The organism is Rhizomonospora bruguierae (genome assembly GCF_018397995.1).
Classification (GTDB): Bacteria; Actinomycetota; Actinomycetes; order Mycobacteriales; family Micromonosporaceae; genus Rhizomonospora; species Rhizomonospora bruguierae.
The window spans coordinates 188,127-210,369 of the sequence record NZ_BBQH01000014.1; the positions used below are offsets into that span (position 1 = coordinate 188,127).

Sequence of the window (22,243 nt, forward strand, 5' to 3'; positions counted from 1 at the left end):
ACCGTCGGTGGGCCGGCTGGTGGTTGTCGGTTCGGGGCTACTCACCCTCCCATCTTGTTGGAAACGGTTTTCGTTGTAAAGTGACCGATGGGATCAAGCTGAGCGGCACCGTCGGGACCGGCTACACCAACGTCACCCGCAAGAACCGCCGGAGCAACCCCGAGCGCCCGGTGCCGCCCAAGTAGGATCCGGTCGTGCGCCGGCACGTCGACTTCCGCGAGGAGCGCTGACCGGCGATCCTGACCGCATCATGGATGGTGGCGCAGACGAGGGGAGGCAGCGGTAAGGTGACCCAGGCGATACCGAACGCGCCTCGCAATACCCGGCAGCGGGCCGAGGTGCTGGCGCTGCTGCGCGAGGTGGAGGGCTTCCTGACCGCGCAGCAGTTGCACCAGATGCTGGTGGCCCGCGAAGCCCGGGTGGGCCTGACCACGGTCTACCGGACCCTGCAACTGCTCGTGGACGCGGGGGAGGTCGACTCGACCCGACTGCCCGGGGGCGAACAACTGTTCCGCCGGTGCGGCCAGAGCCGGCACCACCACCATCTGGTCTGCCGCCAGTGCGGCCGGACGGTGGAGATAGCCGGGCCGGCGGTCGAGCGGTGGGCCGACGAGATGGCCGCCCGGCACGGGTTCACCGACGTCCAGCACACCCTGGAGATCTTCGGTACCTGTGCGGCGTGTGCCCGCTGACCCGCGGCGGGCACACGCCGCGCATCAGGCAGGGGCGCTCACGGTGGCGGGGCCCATGCGGAAGTCCGGATCGATCTGCGTCGTGAGGTCAAGCCCCGCGCGATCGTTGGCCCAGGCGGCGGCGTTGCGCCGGTGGAACTCGTGGGCGTGCCGGGTGAATGCCGTCCAGTCCGGCACCGTGTCGTCCACCGCTTCGGTCAACCGCGCCAGCACGGCGCGATTCGCCGGCTCGAGTTCGTCCAGCGGTCCGCTCGTGCCGCGCTCGGCCCGGCGCACGTACCCCGAACGGCTGACCCAGGCGAGGAGGTCCGCGCCGACGTGCTCGCGCAGGAAGTCCACATCCGCCGCGTCCTCCACCTTGTTCCCGACGACGGAGAGCGCCACGCCGTAGTCGCGAGCGTAGCCGGCGTACTGGCGGTACACCCCGACGCTGCGCAGGGTCGGCTCGCACACGAGGAAGGTGCGGTCGAAGCGGGTGAACAGGCCCGAGGCGAAGGAGTCGGCCCCGGCGGTCATGTCCACCACGACGTACTCGCCCGGCCGGTCGGCCAGGTGGTTGAGGATCAGCTCCACGGCTCCGACCTTCGAGTGGTAGCAGGCGACGCCCAGGTCCTCGGCGGTGAACGCCCCGGTCACCGCCACCCGCACGCCACCGACGCTCCGCACGCACGCCGCGTAGATCGGGTTGTCCTCCACGACCCGTAGCAGCCGCGATCCGGCCCCTGGCGGGGTGGTCTTCACCATCTCGGTGGCCGAGCCGATCCGGGGATTGTCGCCGCGCAGGTATTCCTTGATCAGGGGCAGGTGTTCCCCGAGCGGCGGCAGCTGGGCAGCGACCTGCGCGGGGGCGCCGAGGGCAACCGCGAGGTGCTGGTTGATGTCGGCGTCGACAACCAGCAGCGGCACGCCGCCGCCGGCGAGGTGACGGGCGAACAGGGCGGCGAGAGTGGTCTTGCCGCTGCCGCCCTTGCCGACAAAGGCGGTCTTCATCGGCGACCGCCCTCGACGATGGTAGTGGCAATCATTTCCATGTGCGCCACTGTAGCGGCGATCCGGGCGTACCGGTTGAAGCGGCACGCGAGCCGCTCGGAAGAGTGCGCGCGGAGCCGGCTGGTCGGTACCCCCTCGGGGCGCGGTCCCGGCTACCCGCCCGCGGTCAGCACGGTTGACCCGTCCGCCCGGGCGGACGGCAACCGGAGCACGTCAACGGCGAGCCGGTCGATATTGCGTACCGTGCGCTCCCGCCCGCCAGCGGCTTCCACCATCAGCAGCAGGTGGCGTACGCCCGGCAGCGCCGCCGCCCGCGCGATGGCGGCGCGGCACCGGCCCGGCGAGCCCACCGGATGGATCTCGATCAGGCGTTCGACATAGCCGTCCAGGTCCCTCTCGGGTGCGGGCGACCCGTCGACGCGGACGTACTCCCGCACCCCTGCCAACAGCGCCGGCAGCCCGGACCGCACCGCCAGCGCCGCCAGCTCATCGGCGTCCTCGACGTGCGCCAGGTGCGCGCTGGCGTGGGCGGCGCGGCCGGGATCGTGGCCGTGCCGGGCGGCGACCCGGGCGTACCGGTCGAGCAGCTCGACCTTCTCCGAGATGCCGGCGTGCATACCAAGCAGCAGCGACATGCCGTGCCGCGCGGCCAGTTCCACGGTCGCCACGGAGGTCGCGGCCACCCAGATCCCGATCGGACGCCGCGGCCGCGGCACCACCCGCACCGGCCGGAACGGAAAGCGCCCGTTCCCGGCCACGGACGGCGCCCCGGACAGCCACCGCGCCAGCACATCCACCGAGTCGGCGAACCCCTCGCGGTAGCGGTCGAGGCCGGTGCCGAAGACCTCCAGGTCGACCCAGGGCCCGCCGCGGCCGACGCCGAGCCGGAACCGCCCGCCGGACAACTCGTCGAGCAGGGCGGCCTCCTCGGCGAGCGCGACCGGATGGCGGTCGGACAGGATGCAGGCCGCGGTGCCCACCGTGATCCGACTGGTGGCGCCGAGCAGGTGCGCCGCGAAGGTGATCGCCGACGGGCACACCCCGTACGAGATGAAATGGTGTTCGGCCACCCACACCCCGGCGTACCCGGCACGCTCCGCCGCCATCCCGTAGCGGTGGGCGTCGCCGAGGGCCTCGCCGTGGCTGGCGTCCGAGCGCCGCCCGGCGAGCAGGAACACATGCGCCCGCACGCCGCGTCCCACCCGCCGGGGCGCGGCGCGGTCAGCAGTCACGCAACTCGGGGGACTGGTTCAACAGCTGGCCACGGGTGGACACGAAGCGGCGGTAGGTCTCCGAATCGACCGCCGCGAGGCGGAACGCGGCGACCCGGTGGCAGTTCTGGAAGGCCAGTTTCACCCCGAAGTGGCGCTCCAGGCTGGACCGGATGGCGTCGCTGGCCAGGGCCCGCAGCAGCTGGCCCCGCTCCGCCTCACTCGGCGGCGGCACGACGTTGTCGGCGAACTCGGCTCCGGACGATTCCAGGTCGGCCGCGACCCGGCTGACGGTCTGCCACGCGTACGGCAGGGAGTCACGCACGCAGGCGACGAACTCGTCGTCGCTCACGGGGCCCGATTCGGCGGCTTCCAGCAGGGTCGGCGGCACATTGAGAGACATGCTCCTCCTCTGGTGCTAACGATCTCGGTTTTCATTAGCGTTGCGTTGCGAGCACACCACGCAACGTCCGTTTTCGTCAATACCCGGCCCTCGAAGGCGCGACGGGCCGGGCCCAACCTTCGACTGCGCGGTCAGCGAGTTGCGGATTCGACGGGCTCTCTCGTACCGAACAGGGCATCCGGCGCCCTTCGCCGGTATAGCATCGCCACGCCGGCACAGCCGAACAGCAGGAGCGTGGCCGACCAGCCGACGGTGTAGCCGAAGTTGTCGACCAGGACGCCGTAGCCGGCCGGCCCGACGGCGAGCCCGGCAAAGAAGCCGAACATGACCAGCCCGGAGGTCCGCATCGTCCGCTCCGGATCCCCCGAGGCGGTGGAGATCATCATGGCGAGTGGGTTCCAGGACGAGGCCGAGAGTCCGATGGCCAGCGCGCAGACCGCGGCGAGCGCCACGCCGACCCGGGTACTCGCGATCAGGCCCGCCGTGGCGACGACGGCGATCAGCGCCATGACCGCGAGCTGGTGCTGGAGATGACCGCCGCGCCGCACCGACCGGACCGCCAGCCCACCCCAGAGGAACCGGCCGGCGACGGCGCCTATCCCGACGCAGGACAGCACCAGCCCGGCGACCACCGCGTCGGTGGCCAACTCGGCGTGCGCGTACGAGGCGAGATAGGTCGTCACCGTGGCGCTGCCCGCGCCCATCAACAGTGCGTACACCACCACCTGCGGAATCGAGTACCGCACCGGTGACGCGGCGGGCCGCGCCGCCAGTACCGGCGAGCGACTACCCGTGGCCCACCGCAGGAGCACCAGGGGGACCGCCGAGACGCCGACCGCGTACGCGACCAGGGCCAGCCGCCAGTTGGCCAGGACCGCCAGCGGCGGCAGGACGGCGCCACAGACAATCGTCGAGATTGCCACCCCGGACTGCTTGACGGCGATGAGCAGTTCGCGGGCCGTGCCGGCGGTGAGCGAGGCCCGGTTGGTGATCGGATTCGCGGCCGCCGTGGCGACGGCGGCGACGACCAGGCCGGGAACCACCCACCAGGCGTTGACCGCCATGACGGCGAGGCCCACCCCGCCGGCCGTCAGCATGCTGACGGCCACGATCGCGGTCCGTTCCCGCAGGTGGGCAAGCGCTTTGGGGACGATGACGGAGAAGCCCGCCACCGAGAGGAAGAAAACGGAGTTCACCAAGCCGAACTGGGAGTTGGTCAGCGAGAGGTCGGCCCGCAGGGCTGGGGCGAGCGCGCCGAGACCGTACTGGGTCGTCGATACGGCCATCATGATCATGGTCAGCAGGCCGCCCAACGGGACGAGATCCGACCGGCTGGTACGCCTGGTGCGCGGCGTCGGGAACATCACCGTGCATTATCGACGATCGTCGGATCGCCGTGCACGCGCTCCCGTAGCTTCCGCTTGAGGATCTTGCCGGTGGCATGATTCGCTTCGGCCGGTACGCGCACCAGGCGGTCCAGGCCGTCGCCAGCGGCGAACGTGACGCGGCTCTGGTCATCGGAGTGGACAAGCTTCCCAATTCGGCGGCGGCACCCTGCCCTTGGTCGCCGAAGACCCAGAGGTGAAGCTCGGCATGGTCATGCCGGCGATGTATGCCATGCGCGCACAGCGCTTCCTGCACGAGCGCGGCGCGACGCACGAAGACCTGGCGGCCGTTGCGGTCAAGCTGGAACAGGCGGGCATCGGCCCGGCGGACCTGAACGTCGTCGAACTCCACGACGCATTCACGGTGGCGGAGTTGGTGTACTACGAGGCGCTGGGCCTGTGCGGCCCAGGCGAGGCGGTCGGTTTCTTCAGGAGCGGCACGACGACCTACGGCGGGCAGGTCGTGGTCAACCCGAGCGGCGGCCTGCTGTCCAAGGGACACCCGGTCGGAGCGAGCGGCGTGGCCCAGGTGGTCGAGTCCTACTGGCACCTGACCGGTCAGGCGGGCGCTCGCCAGGTCCCCTCGGCCAGCTGGGCGATGACACATGTCACCGGCGGCGGCATCGCCGGGCTCGACCACGGTTCGTGCGCTGTGCACGTTCTACAGCGTGTCCAGCAGATGTGATGCCCCACCGCGGACGGCGTCGAGGCTGCCTGTTCCGGATGCGGTGGGGAAGAACCATGTAGAAACGGGCAGCGCGCGGCAGCGTCACCGCAGCGGTCCGGCTCGGGGCCCCGCTCGTGCCGTTCAGGCGTGCCCCAGGATCGCCCTCGCCGCTTCGAGGACGCCGTCGACTTCGATGTCGGGACGGCGGAGCCGTTCGTCCCATCGTCGTCCCCGTCGCACCCAGGCGGTCCGGAGACCGGCCCGCGTGGCCCCACAGATATCCTCGACGGGAGAATCGCCGATCATCCATCCCTCGAGCGCGACGCCGCAGCGGCGGGCAACCTCGACGAAGATGCCCGGGTCCGGCTTACGGATGCCGACTTCCTCAGCCACGCAGAGCGCGTCAACCAGGGGCGCCAGGCCGGCCCTCGCCAACTTTTCCACCGTCCGGCCCTGGGAACCGTTGGTCACCACCCCGATCTTCCAGCCGGCGCTGCTCAGCACGCTGAGTGCCCGGGTGGAATTGTTGTCCGGGACGTAGCACGAGGCATAGGTGGCGACGTACCACTCCTGGAGTTCCGCCATACTCATCCGCACGCCGGGCAGCGCCCGCACAGCGGCAAGGAAATCGGGGCGCGGCACCTCTCCCTCGCCGTCCGCGTCGACGATCGCCGCCACGGCATTTGCGGGCAGGCCCCGGTGCCCGGCGAGCATTCGCGCCCAGCGTCGCAGCGCGGCGGAGCGGTCGACCAGGGTGTTGTCCAGATCGAACAGTGCGAGCATCAGCCTGCTCCCGGCGCTTTCCGCAGCGACCCGGAGACCTCAAGCACGGAGTTGGCCAGGAAACGCCGCCGCCCGAGCAGTTGGACCACCGCGGGATCCTCCACCCGACTGAGTTCATTCGAGCTGCGGCACGCGAAGACCGCGCTGCGCCGCGAGCGGCCGGTCAGGTTGCGTCCGACGCTGTGGAAGCACAGGCAGTTGAGCAGCAGTACCCCGCCAGCCGGCATTTCCAGCGGCACCTCCTGCCCGATGAGGTGGCGGTACTCGTCGTGTTCGTCGGCCCAGTTGCCCCCGCCGTTGTGCGATTGCGGCCCGGCATAGGGCAGCCGATGGGTTGCCGGGACCACGTAGGTGCATCCGTTGCTGACGGTCGCCGGCTCAAGGTAGAAAAAGACTGCCACGAGCGGCTGGGACCACTGCTGGATGTCCCGGTGGAGCCGGAACGGGATGTCGCCCGAGTTGTTCACCGTCGCGTGATTGTGCCTGTTCAGCACGACATCCACGGCCGGGCCGAGGATTTGCCCCAACGCGTCCGCGACGTGCTCATGGCGCAGGGCTTCGATGAAGACCTCGTGGCGCTCCAGCAGCGCATCCAGCCGGCACGGCTCTCCCCGCTGGTTCACCCGGTAGGGCGGCACGGCGCGCGCGAACTGGTCGTCCACCACCGAGCGCATCCGGTCGACCAGCGAATCCGGCAGGCGATGGGGGAGCCGTGCGTAGCCCGCGGAATCGAAGAAGCGCACGAGGTCACTCATGGCAGGTCCCCGTCCGTTATCTCCTGGGTGCCGTCGTCGTCCCACATGGCCTGGAACTGCTCTCTGAAGCGCTCGTACCACAGTGGATCCGCCGAACGTGCGAGAAAGAATCCGGGGCGCCACGAGGACGGCTGCCGCCATGACCAGAACCAGACGTAGGCGTGTGCGGTCTCGTCGTCGGGGTTGAAGAAGTACCCGGTGAAGGGCGGCATGATGTCGTACGCCCGCAGCTGGAGGCTGTCCGCTGTGGCGTCCGCGGCCGACCGGATCGCATGGAAGGTCGCAATGCCGCTGCGATGCTGATGGCGCACCGATCCCGCGGATGCCTTGGGGGTGGAACTGCGCCGGTTCGCATCCAGGACCGCCTGGCCCTCCGGGTCCTGCATCAGCACCCGGACGCGGCCGCCCGACCTGAGGATGCGGCCGATCTCGGCCGAGTAGGCGACCGCCATCCGGTTGTGGCCGAAGCCGCACATGTCGACGGCGTGCGCCGCCTCCCAGGACGCGGCGAAACGGGGGCTGTTGCGGACGTAGTCCTCGGCGAAGAACGCCAGGGCGCTCACCGCACCGCCGTGGGACGCACCAACGCGCGTGCCGTCCGTGGCGGAGAAGGGTTCGAGCTCGGCGGCCGGGCGTGTGCGCATCAGCAACTGCAGGAGGGCGAGGTCCGCGCGATGGCGGACGTTGCGCGAGCTGCCGATCCACTCGTGGTCGATGGTGAAGTTCTCGGCGCGCTCCAGCCAGTTGAAGGTGCCGAAGGTGCGATCGATGTTGAAACACAACCGCAGCAGTTCCCGCTCGTGCGGGGGAGACTTGTCGATGAGCTGCCGGAGGTTGTCCAGGCCGCGTTTGAGCTCGCTTTCCGTGTCCCGCTCGATGTGCAGCATCCGCCGCTTGATGTAGTCGGATAGGTAGGAGAGGTCATCCGGGCCGGTGACGCCCCTCCCGCGGCGTAGGCGCTGAAGACTGTCGAAGTCATCTCCGAAGCCCTGCGCCTTGGCCAGCACCGCCACATTGACCCTCATTCGGCCACGATACGGCAGTCCACTCGGGTCCAGTGGTGTCCAGCGGGCGCCACTGAACGGCCATGACGGGCTGTTGCCGGTTCCCGTATCGAGGGCAGGGTTTGGCTACCAACCATGGGAGGTCTAGTCATGGCGCCGTCCCCCGGTCCGTTGATGACCGTCCGCACCGCCGTCATCCTGCTCCTGGCGTTCATCATCGGCCTGCTCGCCGGCGGCATGTCCTACCTCGTCGATCCCTCGGTCCCGGCGGCGGTGCTCGTGGGTGGTGGCGCCGCCGGTAGCGCCCTCCTGCTGTTCCACTCCGTCATCGAACCGTGACCCGTGACCACGCAGCGGCGAGACAGTCGGCAATGGACTCCCCATCCGCGCCGAAGGGTCACTTTCGTTGCCATCAACGGGCGCTGCGGGCGACCCGCCGCTCGCGAGAGATGATCCGGTACTCACCGGTCGCTCCACCGACTCGGCGGGGCGGTACCACACCCGGAATGCACGCGTCCTTGCCGCGCCGGGCCCGGCCGCGCTGCTGGCGCGTTGGTAGCGGTTGTGGCCTCTGCGCTGCGCGTGTGACCGCTGCGTCGCTCCAGCCGTTTCTGCCCGCGAACGGCAGATTCTGCGCGAGGCACGCATAGCGCTGTACGGCGGGCGGCTCATCCTGCGACGCGCAGCCACCGGCCGACGAGGCGGCGCTCGCCGCGGTCCGGCGGTGGTTATAACCGGCTCGGCCGGGCCGGTAGCGATTGCTCCCATTGCCGAGGTGAGATCGACGGTGGGCGGCGCCGGACTTTCGGCATCGGTGGGCCGCATTCGCGGCGAGTGAAGCCGGCAGCGCGCTTGGCTATTCGGGGTTGTCGATTGTTGCGGTCTTGGTGCTCCCGGCGACGGACGTCCAGGTCCTGCGGTTCGCTTTTGATCGTCTCGGTCCCGTGGCCGCCTACTTCGCGCGCTGACCGCAGGTGGTGTCGTCGAGCGTGAGTGGATTTGGGGATTTTCTTCCTGAAAGACCGGTATGCCTGATATAGTCAGGCGAGGAGACTGAAGCACGGGCCTGCTGGTTACTGATCGCGGCGTATCGATCAAACCGGGTGGAATCAGGGCTGCTGTTCGAACAGTACGGAGATGCTCTCGCGCGCCCCGATGCGTCGAATCGCCTCGGCGAGCAGACCCGAGACCGACACCACCTCCACCTTTTCGGACAGTTTCGTCGGCTGTGTCTCCACGCTGTCCGTGGTGAAGAGGCGTTCGATCGGGCTGTTGTCGATCCTTTCATTGCCGGCCTCGGTGAGCAGTGCGTGACTGACGGCGGCATAGACACTGGTGGCGCCGCGATCGATGAGTACCCGGGCCGCCTCCACGAGCGTCCCGGCACTGATCGTGAAATCGTCGACGATGAGCGCCGTCCGCCCTTCGACCGACCCGATGAGTTCCACGATCTCCGCTGACTCGTTGTGGTCTACGCGCCGCTTGTCGGCGATGGCCGTGGGCACTCGTAGCATGTTGGCCCATTGCCGGGCCTTCTTGGCGTACCCGGCATCGGGGGCCACGACCACCAGGTCGCTCAACCGCCTGTCGGCGATGGCGGTGCAGAGCACCGGCAACGCGTAGAGATCGTCGACCGGTTTGGTGAAGAAGCCCTGGACCTGGGGTGTGTGCAGGTCGAGGGTGACGACCCGGTCCGCGCCGGCCGCCTCGATCGCGTCGGCGCACACCCGGCCGCGGATCGAGACGCGCGGCTCGTCCTTCTTGTCGCCCTTGGCGTAGCTGAAGTATGGGATCACCGCCGTGACGGATGCCGCGCTCGCGCGTTTGAGGGCGTCGATCCAGAACAGCAGCTCCATGAAATTGTCGTTGGCTGGAAACGCGGTCCCCTGAACGACGAAGACGTCTCGACCGCGCACGTTCTCCATGATCCGCACGAACAGATTCCCTTCGGAGAACCGCAGCACCTCCGAGGCGCCCAGTTCGATTCCGAGACTCTGGGCGATCGCTTGGCCGAGATTCCGGCTTGCCGAACCGGCGAACAGTACGACGTCGGATTCCGTCATGTGCTGCCAATCTTCTAAATGCGCGAAGCGCGACATCTACTTTTCTGGCCAACGACAGCATAGTCGACCGGTCCATTCCCGGTGGCCGGGCTCAGTCGGTGATGCCGGTGTAGCCGAGCACCTTCTCCACCGTCAGGCGCACCAGCAGCTCGCCGGGCACGGCGTTGCGGGCGCCGAACTCCCGGCTCCTGTCGGCGCCCATGTAGCGCTCGCCGATCCGGGTCGCCCACAGCCTCGTCTCGGCCGGGTCCTCGGTGATCGTGGCCCGGCCGCGCGGGGTGACGAACGCGTACGGCGGGTTCTCGTCGTCCACGCACAGCACGGCCCGGCGGTCGCGGGCCAGGTTGCCGGCCTTCACCGAGGTCTTGCCGGTGTTGAACAGCACATCGTCGCCGTCGAGCACGAACCACACCGGGACCACGTGTGGTGAGCCGTCGGCCCGCGTCGTCGCGAGCTTGCCGGTGCGGGTTCCGTATGACACGAACCGCTGCCACTGCCCGTCGGTCATCGACTTCGCCATTGATCAAGTATGGCGCCGCTCGGCGTGGCGAGCACGGTCAACCTGGCACATCCCACCGGACAGGATCCCGCGCCAGACGCTGCCACGCCGGCGGCAGCGTCTGGCTACGTGACCCGTGCGGGCGAGCCGGGATGCCAGGCCCGGCCGAAGGTGCTACTCAGCGGGGCCCTTGGCGGCGGCCCACCAGCCGACGGTGAAAACGCCAGCGCCCCGGGCGGCATCCAGTGCGCGCTTGCCCTGGACGAACAGGTCACCGGCCGGGCCGGGGCTGGTGTACGTCAGCCACTTCTCCCGGTCTTCCGGCGGCGTGGAACCCCAGCACGGTTCACCGGCGAACTCGTCGACCGCGTGGGTCACCGTGAATCCGGCCTCGCGCATCATCGCCGCGTAGCCGTCCAGGGTGCCCAGGTCGGCGAGGCGGATGTGCTCGCACACCGCGCCGATGAACGCCTCGATCTGCTCCGGGCTCTGGTGCTCGCCGAACGGCCGTTGCAGCCAGTCCAACCCGACCAGGCGGCCACCGGGGCGCAGAACCCGGTGGGCGGCGCGGAAGAACGCCTCCTTGTCGGACAGGTGGCACACCGATTCGAAGAAGGTCACCGCGTCGAAGGAATGGTCGGGCCACGCGGTGAGGGTGCGGTAGTCGGTGTCACCGACGGTCAGGAAGCTGACCCGATCGGCCAGGTCCCGCTGCTCGGCCAGTGCCCGCGCGCGCTGGCTGAGCGTCTCCGTGTTCGACAGTCCGACGAAGACCGCCCCCGTCATGATCGCCATGGCGCAGGTGGCGCCGCCCGGGCCGCTGCCGAAGTCGAGGACCCGGTCACCGGGCTTGATACCGGCCAGGTTCGTCAGTCGCTGTTCCAGGATCATCGCGGCTTCCAGCGGCGATTTGCCGGCCTTCTCGGCTGCGTTGTCGCCGTGGTGCCACACGTCGCCCATCAGGGCGCTGTACGCCTGGCCCGCGGCTTCGCCGCCGGGTCCGTCGTGGTAGAAGTTCCGGACCCGTGCCTCGTGACTCATCGTGTCGGTCATGCTGCCTCTCCAGTGCCGGTCCGTGTCCGCGGGTTACGGATGATCCTAGGGTCAGTGATCCGCTACTGAGGACTGCCGGCCTGCGCGGTTCCGGCGGCCCGGCTGAGGTGGCGCGAGGTCGGGGGCCGGCAACCCGAACATCGGGGTGAGTGCGAACGGTTCGCTGCCGCGCTGGCCCGCCACAGTGTGGAACGAGGATTGGGAAAGAACCCCAATCCTCGTCACACGAGCGGACAGTGCCTGCCTCAGGGAAGCTGAGCGGCTAGCGTGGCAACCATAACCAGATCGGCATTCCAGTAAATGGCGTTCTCGTTCGTCGTCCAGTTTGAATCGTTGGCCAGGTAGCACTTGGCCGGGGCGGTGCAGGACAACAGGGCGTTATTGTAGATGTTCGGGCCGCCGGGCAGGTAGCCCTTGGGAATACCGGGGTGACCGGCGTTGCTCCAGGCCGTCGAGAAGATCGTTGTGATGCTGTCGGCGCCGTGCCCGGAGACGTAACTGAGGCGCAGCGGATTGATCCCCAGGATGTAGTTCATGGCGGATCCCACGGCCCGGATGACCCGGATGTCGCTGATCAGATTGTGCTGACCCAGCACGACGCTCCCGATCGCCAGCACGCGCATCGTGCTGAGCGCCACACCGTTGCTCCCCCAGTAGTAGTCGTTGTCCTGGAGGGTGTTGCGCCACGGGCCCTGCTCCGCGCGCGCCAGCACGGGCTCGCGCCATGCCTTGAACTTGGTCGCGAACCAGGCCCAGGCTGTGGCATCGGGGCGGGCCGCCTTCAGGTAGTCCAGAAAGGCGCTCTGTGCCATGTTGCCAACGCCCTCGGGATTGTCCCTGGACCCGTCCCAGACGCTCGCGAAGTTCCGGTAGTTGTCGAGGAAGTACTGGTTGTACTGCTTGTCGCCGGTAGCCCGGTAGAGCGCCGCGGCGGCCCACAGGCGAGCCGCGCGGTCGTCGTCGATGCCATAGGGGCCGGGAACCGAGGCGACACCATCCGGGTTGGCGACCAGGTAATCCCAACCGCGACGAGCCGCCGCCAACAGGGTGTTGGCGTAGGTCGGATTGAACTTCTTGAAGGAGATCGAAGTCTCTGCCAGGGCCGCGGCGGCGCTGGCTGTGTCATCGGTCGGCCGGACATTGGTCCGCGAACCGTTGACATCCTCGATAATGCGTTGCGTGGTGTCCATGTCGGGTGCGGCGTTACCGGTAGGTTGCACCATGTGGTAGAAGCCGCCGCTGGTCCGATCCTGCATCTTCAGGATGAAGTCGAGCTCCCACTTCATTTCATCCAGGATGTCCGGAACACCGTTCCCGCTCTCCGGTATGTTCAGGTGCCGGTCTTTGAACTCTCCGGGGAAGAGTTGATAGGTCCACGCCAGCCGGGAAACCGCGACCGCGCCGGCGTTGACGTATTTGCCGTAGTCGCCAGCGTCGTACCAGCCCTGCGAGACATCCCTGGCCGGTGCGCCGGAGGCAAAGGGTGCGTTCGCATCCTGCGGGTGTCCTACTCCGCGGGTGTATGCTCCCGCGTGCGCGGCGTCGAGGCCAATTCCCTGGCGCTGGTAGTAGAAGTAGCGCGTGGCATCGACAACCAGCGGCCGGTAGAGGTTGCTCCCGATCTGGAACGGTAGCGAATCCGCTACGCCCGGGGCCGTCACCGACAGGTAGTAGGTGCCGGGCAGGATCAGCGGGGAAAAGTTCGCCTCGAAGATTCTCTCACCCGACTGCGGGTCGTGGTCCTTGACCAGTTTCAGTTTACCGGTGTACACGACGGCATTGGTGGAGGCGCGTTTCACCTTGAACGGTGTTCCGTCGACGGCGTTGAGTTCGTCGGCGTAGCCACTGACCAAGGCGTACTTGTTTGCGAGGATGCTGTAGCCAAGCTGGTTGACTTTGATGAAGGGTGCGCTGTGCTCCGGGTCCGGCGACGTGAACTTGATGTCGTTCAGCCAGAACTCCTGCGCATTGTTGTTGGCGCTCCCGAAGTACAGCAGGTACGCCTGGTTCAGGTCGAAAATACTTCCCTGCGGAATGAGGTCCGTGAGGGGTATCCGCACGTGTTGCCAATCGGTTGTGACCGTGACGTAGTCGCCACTCTGGAGCGAGGGCGTGTTGTACTGGACGGGATCGCGCCGGTAGTCGCGATCTCCGAGGCCGACCGTGAACGCTTCGCCGCCGACGGCGCCCTTGACGTTGAACTCAAATGCGCCATTGGCGTAATACGGAGCCAGCGTGTAGGTTTCCCAGTTGTTGTTGGCCTGGGTCACCGACCACCAGCCATAGCCGCTCGAGCCATCCGAGGTGACGTTGACGTGCATCGACGGCAGGCCGTTGTAGGTTTCCGTGGAATCGACGGGAAGCGCCGGGTTGCCGTTATGCTGCACGGTTTCCAGACTGAGTGGGGAGCCCGCGCCGGCCCACTGGTCATATCTCGTACTGCTGAAGACGGGAAGATCTTTTAAGAGATGGCCGCCGGAAGCGCCCGCCAGCGCGCTGGGCCCGTTCATGACAGCTGTCGCGGAAAGGACCATGAGCGCCGCCGTGAGCGAGCATATGGTCCTCTTGTGCGATTTGAGCACCCTTGCCTCCACTTTCGGATGAACAACAATCGCAACGTCTCACTGCTAAATCTGGGGACAGGTTCCTTTACCATCCCCGATAGTAGGAGGTCACATTGCCCACTGTCAATCAATAGAATCGCGGGCGCGGTTATGCTGCGTCGACCCCGGCGGCTCAGCCGTGCGTCGTTGGCGCCGTGCCGGCGGCAGCCGCGGCCCGACGCCGGCCCGACGCCGGCTCGGCGGAGGCTTCGGACGGCGCGGGCGGGCTTGTTGGTGACTGGTCGACGGGCCGTCGCCCGATCGGGTCATCGCCGCCGCCGTCCAGCGCGGCATCCACCGGTTCTGTGGCAGCGTCAGCCGAGGGTGCCGCGGAGGTGCCTGCCGGGCCCCGCGCGCCGTCAGGAGCCCGTCGTTCACCGCCTGACCCCGGAAGGCCCCGGCCCGGTCTCCCCGACGCCTCGAAGGAGTCACCTTGTCAAACCACTTCAGCGCCGACAACCTCAAGTTCCCCGGTGATGACCGCCGCCTCGAACTCACCGACCTGTACGTCTTCCCCGCACCGGAGAACCCCGGCAAGACGGTGTTGATCATCAATTCGAACCCGACCGTTGCCCCGCCCCCGATACCGGCCCCGACCACCGGCCCGGAGTTCTACCCCGGCGCGGTCCACCGGATCAACATCGATACCGACCGCGACGCGCACGCCGACATCGCCTTCACCTTCGCCTTCTCCGAATACGCGAACGGCAGCCAGACCGGGACCGCCTGGTACGCCACCGGCGCCGAGGCGCGCCAGCCGGGGCCGGTCGGCCGGGTGCTCGCCGAATCCATCCCGGTCAGCTTCGACGGCACCGCCCAGCCGCTCACGGTCGACGAGTCGGGGCAGATCCGGCTGTTCGCCGGGCTGCGCAGCGACCCGTTCTTCGCCGATGTCGAGGGCGCCCTGCACGGAATGAAGTGGACCGGACACGACGACTTCGCCGGCAACAACGTCGACTGCATCGCGCTGGAGGTGCCCACCGACCTGCTCGGCCCGGGCCCCCTGGTGGGGGTGTGGGCCTCGATCAGCCGGCCCGGCAACGGCGCGTTGGAGCAGATGGACCGCGGCGGGAACCCGACCATCAACCCGTTCATCAACCCGGACGGCGAGAAGAACCGCTACAACTCGCGGCAGCCCGCCGACGACGTGGCCAACTACCTTGGCCCGTGGTCCCAGCTGCTGGAGCAGGCGGGCTACTCGCCGGAGGAGGCCAAGGCGACCGCCATGCAGGTCCTGCCGGACGTCCTGCGCTATGACCGCACCAAGCCGATCTCCTACCCCAACGGACGCAAGCTCATCGACGACGTCTTCAGCTATCGCTTCGGGTGGCTGACCCATGGCAAGGTGCCCCCGACCGGCCTCAAGCCGCACAGCGACCTGACGGGGCAGTTTCCGTACCTCGGCCCGCCCAACCCGTAGCGGAGCCCGCGAGCACTGCCACGCCCTGTTCTCCGAGGCCGGCGGCAATGTGCGCGGCGGCTACGTCTTCCGGGCCACCATCTGGAGCCAGGGCGAGGTGACATCACCCGCGAACTCGTCGCCCCGGCCGGTGGCGGCGGTGGCGGTCAGCGGTATCGGGCCGTGCGTCCTGCCCACCACGGCGGACGGCCGCCCGCTGCGGCCGGCGATCCTGTACGGGGTGGACACCCGCGCCGCGGCCGAGATCGTGGAACTGACCGAGCGGCTCGGCGAGGACGCCATCGTCCAGCGCGGCGGCAACCGGCTCACCACCCAGGCGGTCGGGCCGAAGCTGCTCTGGCTGGCCCGGCACGAGCCCGACGTCTGGGCGGCGACCCGCCGGTTCTTCATGGCGAGTTCCTTCCTCGTCCACCGCCTGACCGGCTCGTACGTGCTCGACCACCACTCGGCCAGCCAAAGCGATCCGCTGTACGACATCCGGGCCCGGGCCTGATCACCGACCTCGCCGCCGACCTCGCACCGGGTCTGGAGTTGCCGCGGCTGCTGTGGCCCACCGAGGTCGCGGGTACGGTCACCACCGCGGCGGCCGCCGCGACCGGGCTGCCCGTGGGGACGCCGGTGACCGCCGGCACCATCGACGCCTGGGCCGAATCGGTCAGCGTGGGCGCGACCCGACGCGGGGACCTGATGCTGATGTACGGCACCACCATGTTCCTTACCCGGGTGGTGGAGCGGCCCATCGCGCACCCGGGCCTGTGGTCCACCGCCGGTGTGCATCCCGGCAGCTACTGCGTGGCGGGCGGAATGGCGACCTCGGGTGCCGTGGTCGAGTGGCTGCGCGAGCTCACCGGCGGCCGGACTATGCGGACCTGACGGCCGAGGCCACCGCCGTGCCCGCCGGGTCGGACGGGGTGGTGCTGCTGCCCTACTTCGCCGGCGAGCGCATCCCGCTGTTCGACGAGAAGGCGCGCGGGGTGATCCTGGGTCTCACGCTGGACCACCGGCGGGGGCACCTGTACCGGGCGGTGCTGGAGGCCACCGGGTACGCGGCGCGCCACCACATCGACACGATGGCCGAACTGCTGGAGCCACCGGGCCGGGTGATCGCGGTGGGTGGAGGCGTCCGCCCGCTCTGGACCCGGATCGTCTCGGACATCACCGGGCACGCCCAGCACGTCCCCCGGCAGACCATCGGGGCCAGCTACGGCAACGCGTACCTGGCGGGGCTCGCCCAGGGCCTCGTGTCCCGGGACGACGATTGGACGACGTGGGCGGACCGGGTCCAGCCGAACCCGGCCAGCCACGACACCTACCAGCGGTCGTACGCGGTCTACCGGAAGCTCTATCCCGCGACGCGGGACCTCGTGCACGCCCTGACCTGACCCCCGGACGCCGTGGACTGGCCGGCACCGTCGAGAGCCGTCCCGACACCAAGGACGCCGATCCATCGGCCGTACTTGTCCTCGCGCCCCGGCCGGGTGACGGGATCGCGGCCGTCGATGTCGGCTGCTAGGTTCCCGATCATGCGCTCTCGTCGCCCGCTCGCCACCACGCTCGGTGGAGTACTGCTGATCGTCTCGTTGCTGGTGTGCGGCGTCGGCGGCGGCGTGTTGCTCGGGCCGGTCTCGCGGTCCGGTCAGGACGTCGACCTGGCCTCCACGCTCGGCGGCAAGGGCTCCACGATTTTCGACATGTACGAGGGCGACGAATACTGGATCTACCAGCCGGTCGAGCAGACGTGGCCCGACACCGTGCCGTGCAACGTCTACGACTCGCCCGAGGATTCCTGGCTGGTGCGCCGTTCCGAGCGCCCCGCGGCGGCACCGGAGCGGATCACGCACTTCGACACCCGGTCCGGCACGGACGGCGTGGCCGACTACGACTTCGGCTACTACGGCACCCTGCGCGGCGACCGCACGAAGGCGTTCCTGTCGGTGGAATGCTCGCCAACCGACTTCCTGGTCGTGCCCAGCCGCGCCCCGCAGCGCCACCTGCTGGCCGTTGGGATCGTCGGCGGCCTGATCGCGGCCGCCGGCGTCGTCGTGCTGGTGACCGGCCTGGTCCGCCGCCGGCGCGCCGGCGCACCGCCGGCCCAGCCCGCTCCCGTGCCGTCCGCTCCCGCGCCGCCCGCGCCCGTGGCGGTGGGGGCCGGTGGCCCGTCGCGCCGCTGGTACCTGCTCGTGATCCCGCCGGTGGTGCTGGCGGTGCTCGCGTGCTGCGCCGGTGGCGTGCTGGGCCTGTCTTTCGGCTTCCTGAAGACCTTCGACCCGCCGAACATCGGCACCGAGCGGCGGGGCATGGTCAGCCGGGTCCTGGGCGGCGGCACCGACTACGCCCTCTACGCCGACCGGGCGACCGGGATTCCCGACCGGGCGGCCTGCGTGGTGCGCGAGCGCGACTCGCCGCGCGTCGTCCGGTGGCGGACGGGCCGCCCGATCGGAGACCCGGAGACGGTCACCTACAACGGCCACACGTACACCTACGTCGGCACCTTCCGGGTCAACGACAGCGTCATCGGCACCGTCGACTGCGAAGGCGAATCGTCGCTGCTGCTGCGGCACAGCCGGCGGTCGTGGCCGCTGGTCTGGGGCGCCGTCACCGTGGCGAGCCTGGCCCTCGTCGCCGCGGCGGCGGCCGGACTGACCACCGCGATCCGTCGCCGCCGGGCCACTGCCGCACCGACGACCACGGTCCGGGTGGTACCGCCTTTCCGGTGACGGCAGCGGCGGCCGTCACGGTTGGCTCCCGAGGCGGCCACGGCTACGGCGGTCCGTGAGGTCGGTCGCGTTCGGGCTGGCGCGCAGATGAATCCGCTCCCCGGCGGCACCGAACAGGGTGAGGGCCTCGACGGGGCCGGGGCCGCGGTTGACGAAGGCGTGCGGCGTGCGGGTGTCGAACTCGACCGCTTCGCCGTCGCCGAGCTCGAACTGGCGGTCGCCCAGGATCAGGTGCAGCCGCCCGGCGAGGACGTAGAGCCATTCGTAGCCATCGTGGGTCTGCCCGGCGGGCGGCTCGCCCGGGTGAACCGGGATGATCAATTTGTACGCCTGCACGCCGCCGGGTCGGCGGGTGAGCGGGATCACGATCATCCCCCAGCGTTTCAGCGGGCGTAGCCGGACGCGGGGGTCGCCGGTTTCCGGGGCTCCGACGAGTTCGTCGATCGGGATGTGGTGGGCCCTGGCGAGCAGCAGCATGAGTTCCAGGGTGGGCCGTCGCTGACCGGCTTCGAGGCGCGAGAGGGTGCTCTCGGAGATCCCGGTCGCACGGGCCAGGTCGGCCAGGGTCACGCCCCGGTGCCGGCGCAGCGCACGCAGGCGGGGCCCGACCAGGTGCAGGACGTCGTCGATCACGTCTCGCGACAGGTCCGCTTCAGGCGTCTCGTCGGACTTGCTCATGCCACCATCTTGCCACTTCAGCATGAAAACTTGCCACTAGCGCCAGAGTGCCGAAGATGGGGCAAGGAGGTGGTCGCGATGGCCGCGGACGGCGCAGAAGGTAACGACAACGGCAAGGACCGAGTTCCCGGACCCGGCGCTTTGGATGTGGTGGTGGTCGGCGGCGGCGCGGCCGGGCTGGCCGCGGCGACGTCGCTGGCGCGGTTCCGGCACCGGGTGGTGCTGGTGGATGCGGGTGAGCCGCGCAACGCCCCGGCGGCGGGGGTGCACAACTATCTCTCCCGCGACGGCATGCCCCCCGCTGAACTGCTTGCGGCTGGCCGGGCTGAGCTGCGTGGTTACGGAGCGCACATCATCGACGGGACCGTCGACGCGGTCCGGGCGCTGCCGTCGGTGGCGGGACCGCGTTTCGTCATCGAATTGACCGACGGACGGGAGCTGAGGACGCGGCGGGTGCTGGCCGCCAGCGGGCTGGTGGACGTTCTGCCGGACGTGGCCGGGCTCGCCGGACGGTGGGGACGAGACATCCTGCACTGTCCGTACTGCCACGGCTGGGAGGTCCGCGACCAGCGGATCGCCGTGCTGGCCACATCGGGGCTGGCGATCCACACCGCGTTCCTGTGGCGCCAGCTCACCCCGCACGTCACCCTCATCCTGCAGCAAGCCGACGCGGAACCTACCGACCAACAGTGGGAGCGGTTGTTGGCCCGCGGCATCAGCGTGGTCCCCGGACCGGCCGAGGAGGTCGTCATCGCTGCTGACCGGCTGCGCGGGCTGCGGGTCGCCGATGGCCACGTCGTCGACTGCGCGGCGGTCGCGGTCAGCGCGTCCTTGCAGGCACGGGCCGGCTTCCTGGCCCCGCTGGACCTGACACCGGTCGCGTTCGCCATGGGTGACACCGTCATCGGCAGTCGCATCGAGGCGGAGCCGACGGGCGCGACCGCGGTGCCGGGCGTCTACGTCGCCGGCAACGTCTCCGACCCGCTGGGGCAGGTCGCCGGTTCGGTCAGCGCGGGCCTCACCGCGGCCGCCGCGATCAACATGTCTCTGATCGAGGAGGACACGGACGCGGCGGTCGCCGCCGCCCGCCTTCCCGTCCCCGGTGCGGACCCGCAACCGGCGGGTTCCCTGCGCCGCCGCTGACCGGATTGCGGCGCGTCGCTGCGCGAGCGGACCGCATGGCGGGACGGTCGGCATCGGGTTCGGTGCCGTCGCGGACGGCCATGCGTTCCCCGCCCGGGGCGCGTACCTGCTCGCTCTACGGAACGTAGCCGACTTCCGCAGTAGATGGTCTCTCGCCAACAGCCGATCGGATCATCTTCATCAATCGATCGTACTGTTCAAAGTCGATCAATCGGCGGCCACAGTGGACGGCTAAGTCTTCGTACCCTCAGTCGATGTCATACCCCCACCGCACCCCCTCGCGAACCTTGCGGTTCGCGCTGGCGGCAATCATCGGGGTGGCCACCGTGGCCACCGTGCAGACACCAGCCATGGCCGACGGTACCGACCCGGAGTGGGCCACCTGCGCCCAGTACACCGTGCCGGTCACGTTGACCGCCGGCGATCCGACCACCTACAACGTCACCGGCCGGCTGTGCCTGGGCTCCGACCACCTGCGGAAGACGACGGTGCAGCTGCTGGTTTCCGGCTGGAGCTACGACCACAACTACTGGAACGTCTCGTACAAGCCGAATACCTACTCGTGGGTATGGGTACAGACGGTGAAGGGCTACTCCACCTTCTCCATCGACCGGCTCGGCGTCGGGGCGAGCGGCAAGCCGCCGGCCGCCCAGCTGAACGTCCAAAACCAGGCGTACGTCATCCAGCAGATCGTCCCGAAGCTGCGCAGTGGGGCGATCGGCGGGGTGGCCTTCACCACGGTCGTCGGGGTCGGGCACTCGCTCGGCGCGGGCATCCTCCAGTACGAGGCGGGCACCGTCACCACCGCCAGCGCGGTACCCGACTACCTGATCCTGCAGGACTTCCTGACCCAGACGTACGCGCCGGGGCTGGCCCGGCTGGCCGCCTCGCTCCACCCGGCCAGCTCGGATCCGGCGTTCGCCGGCGCCGGGCTGCCCTCTGGGTACCTGACCACCCAGCCCGGCACCCGGGGCGCCGACTTCTACCACCTGCCGAACGTCGAGTCGGACATATTATCGCTGGACGAGGCGCTCAAGCAGACCGGCACCGACGGTGAACGCACCAGCCTCGCCGCCGCCCGGGACACGGCGGTCACCCGTGGGGTGCGGGTGCCGACGCTGCTCGCCGTCGGGCAGTACGACAACCTGGCGTGCGACAGGGCCAGCGGCCTCTCCTGCGACACCCCGGCGGCCGTGCTGGCCCGCGAGTCGGCCAACTACTCGGCGCGCGCCTGCCTGAGCGCCTTCGTCCAGCTCAACTCGGGCCACGACATCAACCTGCACATCAACGCGCTCGACAACTACAACTACGCCGCCACCTGGCTGGACAACTACACGATCAACTACGTCACGCGCAAGGACAGCAACGGCTGCATCCCGGTCTGAGCGGACACGCAGTGAACGGGCGGCACGACCACCGGGTCGTGCCGCCCGCCACCCGAGGAGGCAGCCACCGGTCAGTCGCATCTGGTCGGTACCGACACCGGATAGACTGCCACGTATGCATGCGGCGTTGCGGCTTCGACTGTGCTGTTTCGTGCTCGCCGCGGCGGCGGCGGCGGTGCTACTGCTCGGCGGATGCGCCGAGCATTCCTTCGATCCAAGCACCGCCCGGCCGTGCGAGTTCTTCACCGCGGACGAGCTGCGCGAGTTCGACATGCACGTCCAGGCCGACGAGCCGGACCTGTGCTGGTTCGGTCATCCACTGGGGACGCAGTACACCCTCGTGGCGGTCGCCGTGGAGTACCGCGACGGTGACCCGGCGAGCGTCGCGGCCGACCTGAAGCTCGCGCCGGTGGACGGTGAGCTGGCCAAGAAGACCACCGCGACGTTCCTGGGCTCGATCAACGTCAAGGACAAGCAGGGTTCCTGTGTGCTGGTGGCGCCGATGGGCGAAGGGCATTCCCTGCTCGTCAGGATCGATACCGACACCAGGAGGGTCCACTGGTTCTCGGTCGGCCCGTTCGACGACCCGTGCGAGTACGTGGCGTCCGGGGTCGATGACAAGGCCACGAAGATCGAGGCGAAGCTGCGGCGAGCCTAGCAGCCCATATAGGCGCATGATCTATAGCTGGCAACGTCCACGGCTCCAACCCACCAAGCTAGGGAGTAGTCGTCGTCGGGCCATGCCTCAGTAGGCAGCGGCGCTGGAGATTCACGCTGACCAAGGTCAGGCCA

23 protein-coding genes are annotated in these 22,243 nt (G+C 69.1%); 11 read left to right on the forward strand and 12 right to left on the reverse strand.

Annotation, left to right across the window (positions count from 1 at the left end):
• The first annotated feature begins 254 nt into the window (after nt 1-254).
• The gene (locus KJS59_RS06490; protein WP_213451392.1) at nt 255-692 is read left to right on the forward strand and encodes a Fur family transcriptional regulator; all 438 of its coding nucleotides are present in this window, start codon (nt 255-257) and stop codon (nt 690-692) included.
• A gap of 24 nt (nt 693-716) precedes the next feature.
• On the opposite strand, the gene KJS59_RS06495 is transcribed toward KJS59_RS06490, so the two are convergent.
• From KJS59_RS06495 to KJS59_RS06510, 4 genes are all read right to left on the reverse strand, one after another.
• Nucleotides 717-1,682, reverse strand: a complete 966-nt coding sequence (locus KJS59_RS06495) for an ATP-binding protein (protein WP_213451393.1) — start codon at nt 1,680-1,682, stop codon at nt 717-719.
• A gap of 152 nt (nt 1,683-1,834) precedes the next feature.
• The gene (locus tag KJS59_RS06500) at nt 1,835-2,914 is read right to left on the reverse strand and encodes an LLM class flavin-dependent oxidoreductase (RefSeq protein ID WP_249713923.1); all 1,080 of its coding nucleotides are present in this window, start codon (nt 2,912-2,914) and stop codon (nt 1,835-1,837) included.
• Nucleotides 2,904-3,296: an SCO5389 family protein gene (locus tag KJS59_RS06505; RefSeq protein WP_213451394.1), complete on the reverse strand. Its 393-nt coding sequence runs from the start codon at nt 3,294-3,296 to the stop codon at nt 2,904-2,906. The genes KJS59_RS06500 and KJS59_RS06505 overlap by 11 nt, the downstream gene beginning before the upstream one ends.
• A gap of 131 nt (nt 3,297-3,427) precedes the next feature.
• The gene (locus tag KJS59_RS06510; RefSeq protein ID WP_213451395.1) at nt 3,428-4,660 is read right to left on the reverse strand and encodes an MFS transporter; all 1,233 of its coding nucleotides are present in this window, start codon (nt 4,658-4,660) and stop codon (nt 3,428-3,430) included.
• Nucleotides 4,661-4,877: 217 nt separating this feature from the next.
• Between KJS59_RS06510 and KJS59_RS06515 the strand changes: the two genes are divergently transcribed.
• Complete coding sequence (locus KJS59_RS06515; RefSeq protein WP_249713924.1) at nt 4,878-5,366, forward strand: thiolase C-terminal domain-containing protein; 489 nt, start codon at nt 4,878-4,880, stop codon at nt 5,364-5,366.
• A gap of 123 nt (nt 5,367-5,489) precedes the next feature.
• Here KJS59_RS06515 and KJS59_RS06520 read toward each other — a convergent pair whose 3' ends face one another.
• From KJS59_RS06520 to KJS59_RS06530, 3 genes are read right to left on the reverse strand one after another with little or no spacing between them, the layout of a single operon-like run.
• On the reverse strand, nt 5,490-6,131 hold the full coding sequence (locus KJS59_RS06520; protein WP_213451396.1) for an HAD family hydrolase: 642 nt from the start codon (nt 6,129-6,131) through the stop codon (nt 5,490-5,492).
• The gene (locus tag KJS59_RS06525; protein WP_213451397.1) at nt 6,131-6,886 is read right to left on the reverse strand and encodes a phytanoyl-CoA dioxygenase family protein; all 756 of its coding nucleotides are present in this window, start codon (nt 6,884-6,886) and stop codon (nt 6,131-6,133) included. Before KJS59_RS06525 ends, KJS59_RS06520 begins: the two co-directional genes overlap by 1 nt.
• A complete protein-coding gene (locus KJS59_RS06530) occupies nt 6,883-7,899 on the reverse strand; it encodes a DUF5919 domain-containing protein (RefSeq protein WP_213451398.1) in 1,017 nt (338 codons plus the stop codon). Before KJS59_RS06530 ends, KJS59_RS06525 begins: the two co-directional genes overlap by 4 nt.
• A gap of 165 nt (nt 7,900-8,064) precedes the next feature.
• On the opposite strand from KJS59_RS06530, the gene KJS59_RS06535 reads away from it, so the two are divergent.
• A complete protein-coding gene (locus tag KJS59_RS06535) occupies nt 8,065-8,229 on the forward strand; it encodes a hypothetical protein (RefSeq protein WP_213451399.1) in 165 nt (54 codons plus the stop codon).
• Nucleotides 8,230-8,999: 770 nt separating this feature from the next.
• On the opposite strand, the gene KJS59_RS06540 is transcribed toward KJS59_RS06535, so the two are convergent.
• The 4 genes from KJS59_RS06540 to KJS59_RS06555 form a co-directional block, all read right to left on the reverse strand.
• Nucleotides 9,000-9,953: a ribose-phosphate diphosphokinase gene (locus KJS59_RS06540; RefSeq protein WP_213451400.1), complete on the reverse strand. Its 954-nt coding sequence runs from the start codon at nt 9,951-9,953 to the stop codon at nt 9,000-9,002.
• Nucleotides 9,954-10,044: 91 nt separating this feature from the next.
• The gene (locus KJS59_RS06545) at nt 10,045-10,473 is read right to left on the reverse strand and encodes a PPOX class F420-dependent oxidoreductase (RefSeq protein ID WP_213451401.1); all 429 of its coding nucleotides are present in this window, start codon (nt 10,471-10,473) and stop codon (nt 10,045-10,047) included.
• A 153-nt stretch (nt 10,474-10,626) separates the two neighbouring features.
• Nucleotides 10,627-11,505, reverse strand: a complete 879-nt coding sequence (locus KJS59_RS06550; RefSeq protein ID WP_213451402.1) for an SAM-dependent methyltransferase — start codon at nt 11,503-11,505, stop codon at nt 10,627-10,629.
• Nucleotides 11,506-11,750: 245 nt separating this feature from the next.
• Nucleotides 11,751-14,039 (reverse strand): glycoside hydrolase family 9 protein, encoded by a 2,289-nt coding sequence (locus KJS59_RS06555; RefSeq protein ID WP_213451403.1) that lies wholly within the window; start codon nt 14,037-14,039, stop codon nt 11,751-11,753.
• Nucleotides 14,040-14,541: 502 nt separating this feature from the next.
• Between KJS59_RS06555 and KJS59_RS06560 the strand changes: the two genes are divergently transcribed.
• The 5 genes from KJS59_RS06560 to KJS59_RS06580 all read left to right on the forward strand — a co-directional run bounded on the left by KJS59_RS06560 (nt 14,542) and on the right by KJS59_RS06580 (nt 18,245).
• The gene (locus KJS59_RS06560; RefSeq protein WP_213451404.1) at nt 14,542-15,528 is read left to right on the forward strand and encodes a DUF4331 family protein; all 987 of its coding nucleotides are present in this window, start codon (nt 14,542-14,544) and stop codon (nt 15,526-15,528) included.
• Between the two features lie 97 nt (nt 15,529-15,625).
• Entirely contained in the window at nt 15,626-16,021 is a 396-nt protein-coding gene (locus tag KJS59_RS06565) for an FGGY family carbohydrate kinase (protein WP_213451405.1), read from the forward strand.
• A 38-nt stretch (nt 16,022-16,059) separates the two neighbouring features.
• On the forward strand, nt 16,060-16,401 hold the full coding sequence (locus tag KJS59_RS32065) for an acetate and sugar kinases/Hsc70/actin family protein (protein ID WP_213451406.1): 342 nt from the start codon (nt 16,060-16,062) through the stop codon (nt 16,399-16,401).
• Complete coding sequence (locus KJS59_RS06575) at nt 16,359-16,910, forward strand: FGGY-family carbohydrate kinase (protein ID WP_213451407.1); 552 nt, start codon at nt 16,359-16,361, stop codon at nt 16,908-16,910. The genes KJS59_RS32065 and KJS59_RS06575 overlap by 43 nt, the downstream gene beginning before the upstream one ends.
• Before the next feature lie 141 nt (nt 16,911-17,051).
• On the forward strand, nt 17,052-18,245 hold the full coding sequence (locus tag KJS59_RS06580) for a hypothetical protein (protein ID WP_213451408.1): 1,194 nt from the start codon (nt 17,052-17,054) through the stop codon (nt 18,243-18,245).
• A 15-nt stretch (nt 18,246-18,260) separates the two neighbouring features.
• On the opposite strand, the gene KJS59_RS06585 is transcribed toward KJS59_RS06580, so the two are convergent.
• Entirely contained in the window at nt 18,261-18,923 is a 663-nt protein-coding gene (locus KJS59_RS06585; protein WP_213451409.1) for a helix-turn-helix domain-containing protein, read from the reverse strand.
• Between the two features lie 78 nt (nt 18,924-19,001).
• Between KJS59_RS06585 and KJS59_RS06590 the strand changes: the two genes are divergently transcribed.
• From KJS59_RS06590 to KJS59_RS06600, 3 genes are all read left to right on the forward strand, one after another.
• Nucleotides 19,002-20,066, forward strand: coding sequence for an NAD(P)/FAD-dependent oxidoreductase (locus KJS59_RS06590; RefSeq protein ID WP_213451410.1), 1,065 nt, complete (start codon nt 19,002-19,004; stop codon nt 20,064-20,066).
• Nucleotides 20,067-20,320: 254 nt separating this feature from the next.
• Nucleotides 20,321-21,451, forward strand: coding sequence for an alpha/beta fold hydrolase (locus KJS59_RS06595; RefSeq protein WP_213451411.1), 1,131 nt, complete (start codon nt 20,321-20,323; stop codon nt 21,449-21,451).
• A gap of 115 nt (nt 21,452-21,566) precedes the next feature.
• Nucleotides 21,567-22,109 (forward strand): hypothetical protein, encoded by a 543-nt coding sequence (locus KJS59_RS06600; protein ID WP_213451412.1) that lies wholly within the window; start codon nt 21,567-21,569, stop codon nt 22,107-22,109.
• Nucleotides 22,110-22,243: the final 134 nt, after the last annotated feature.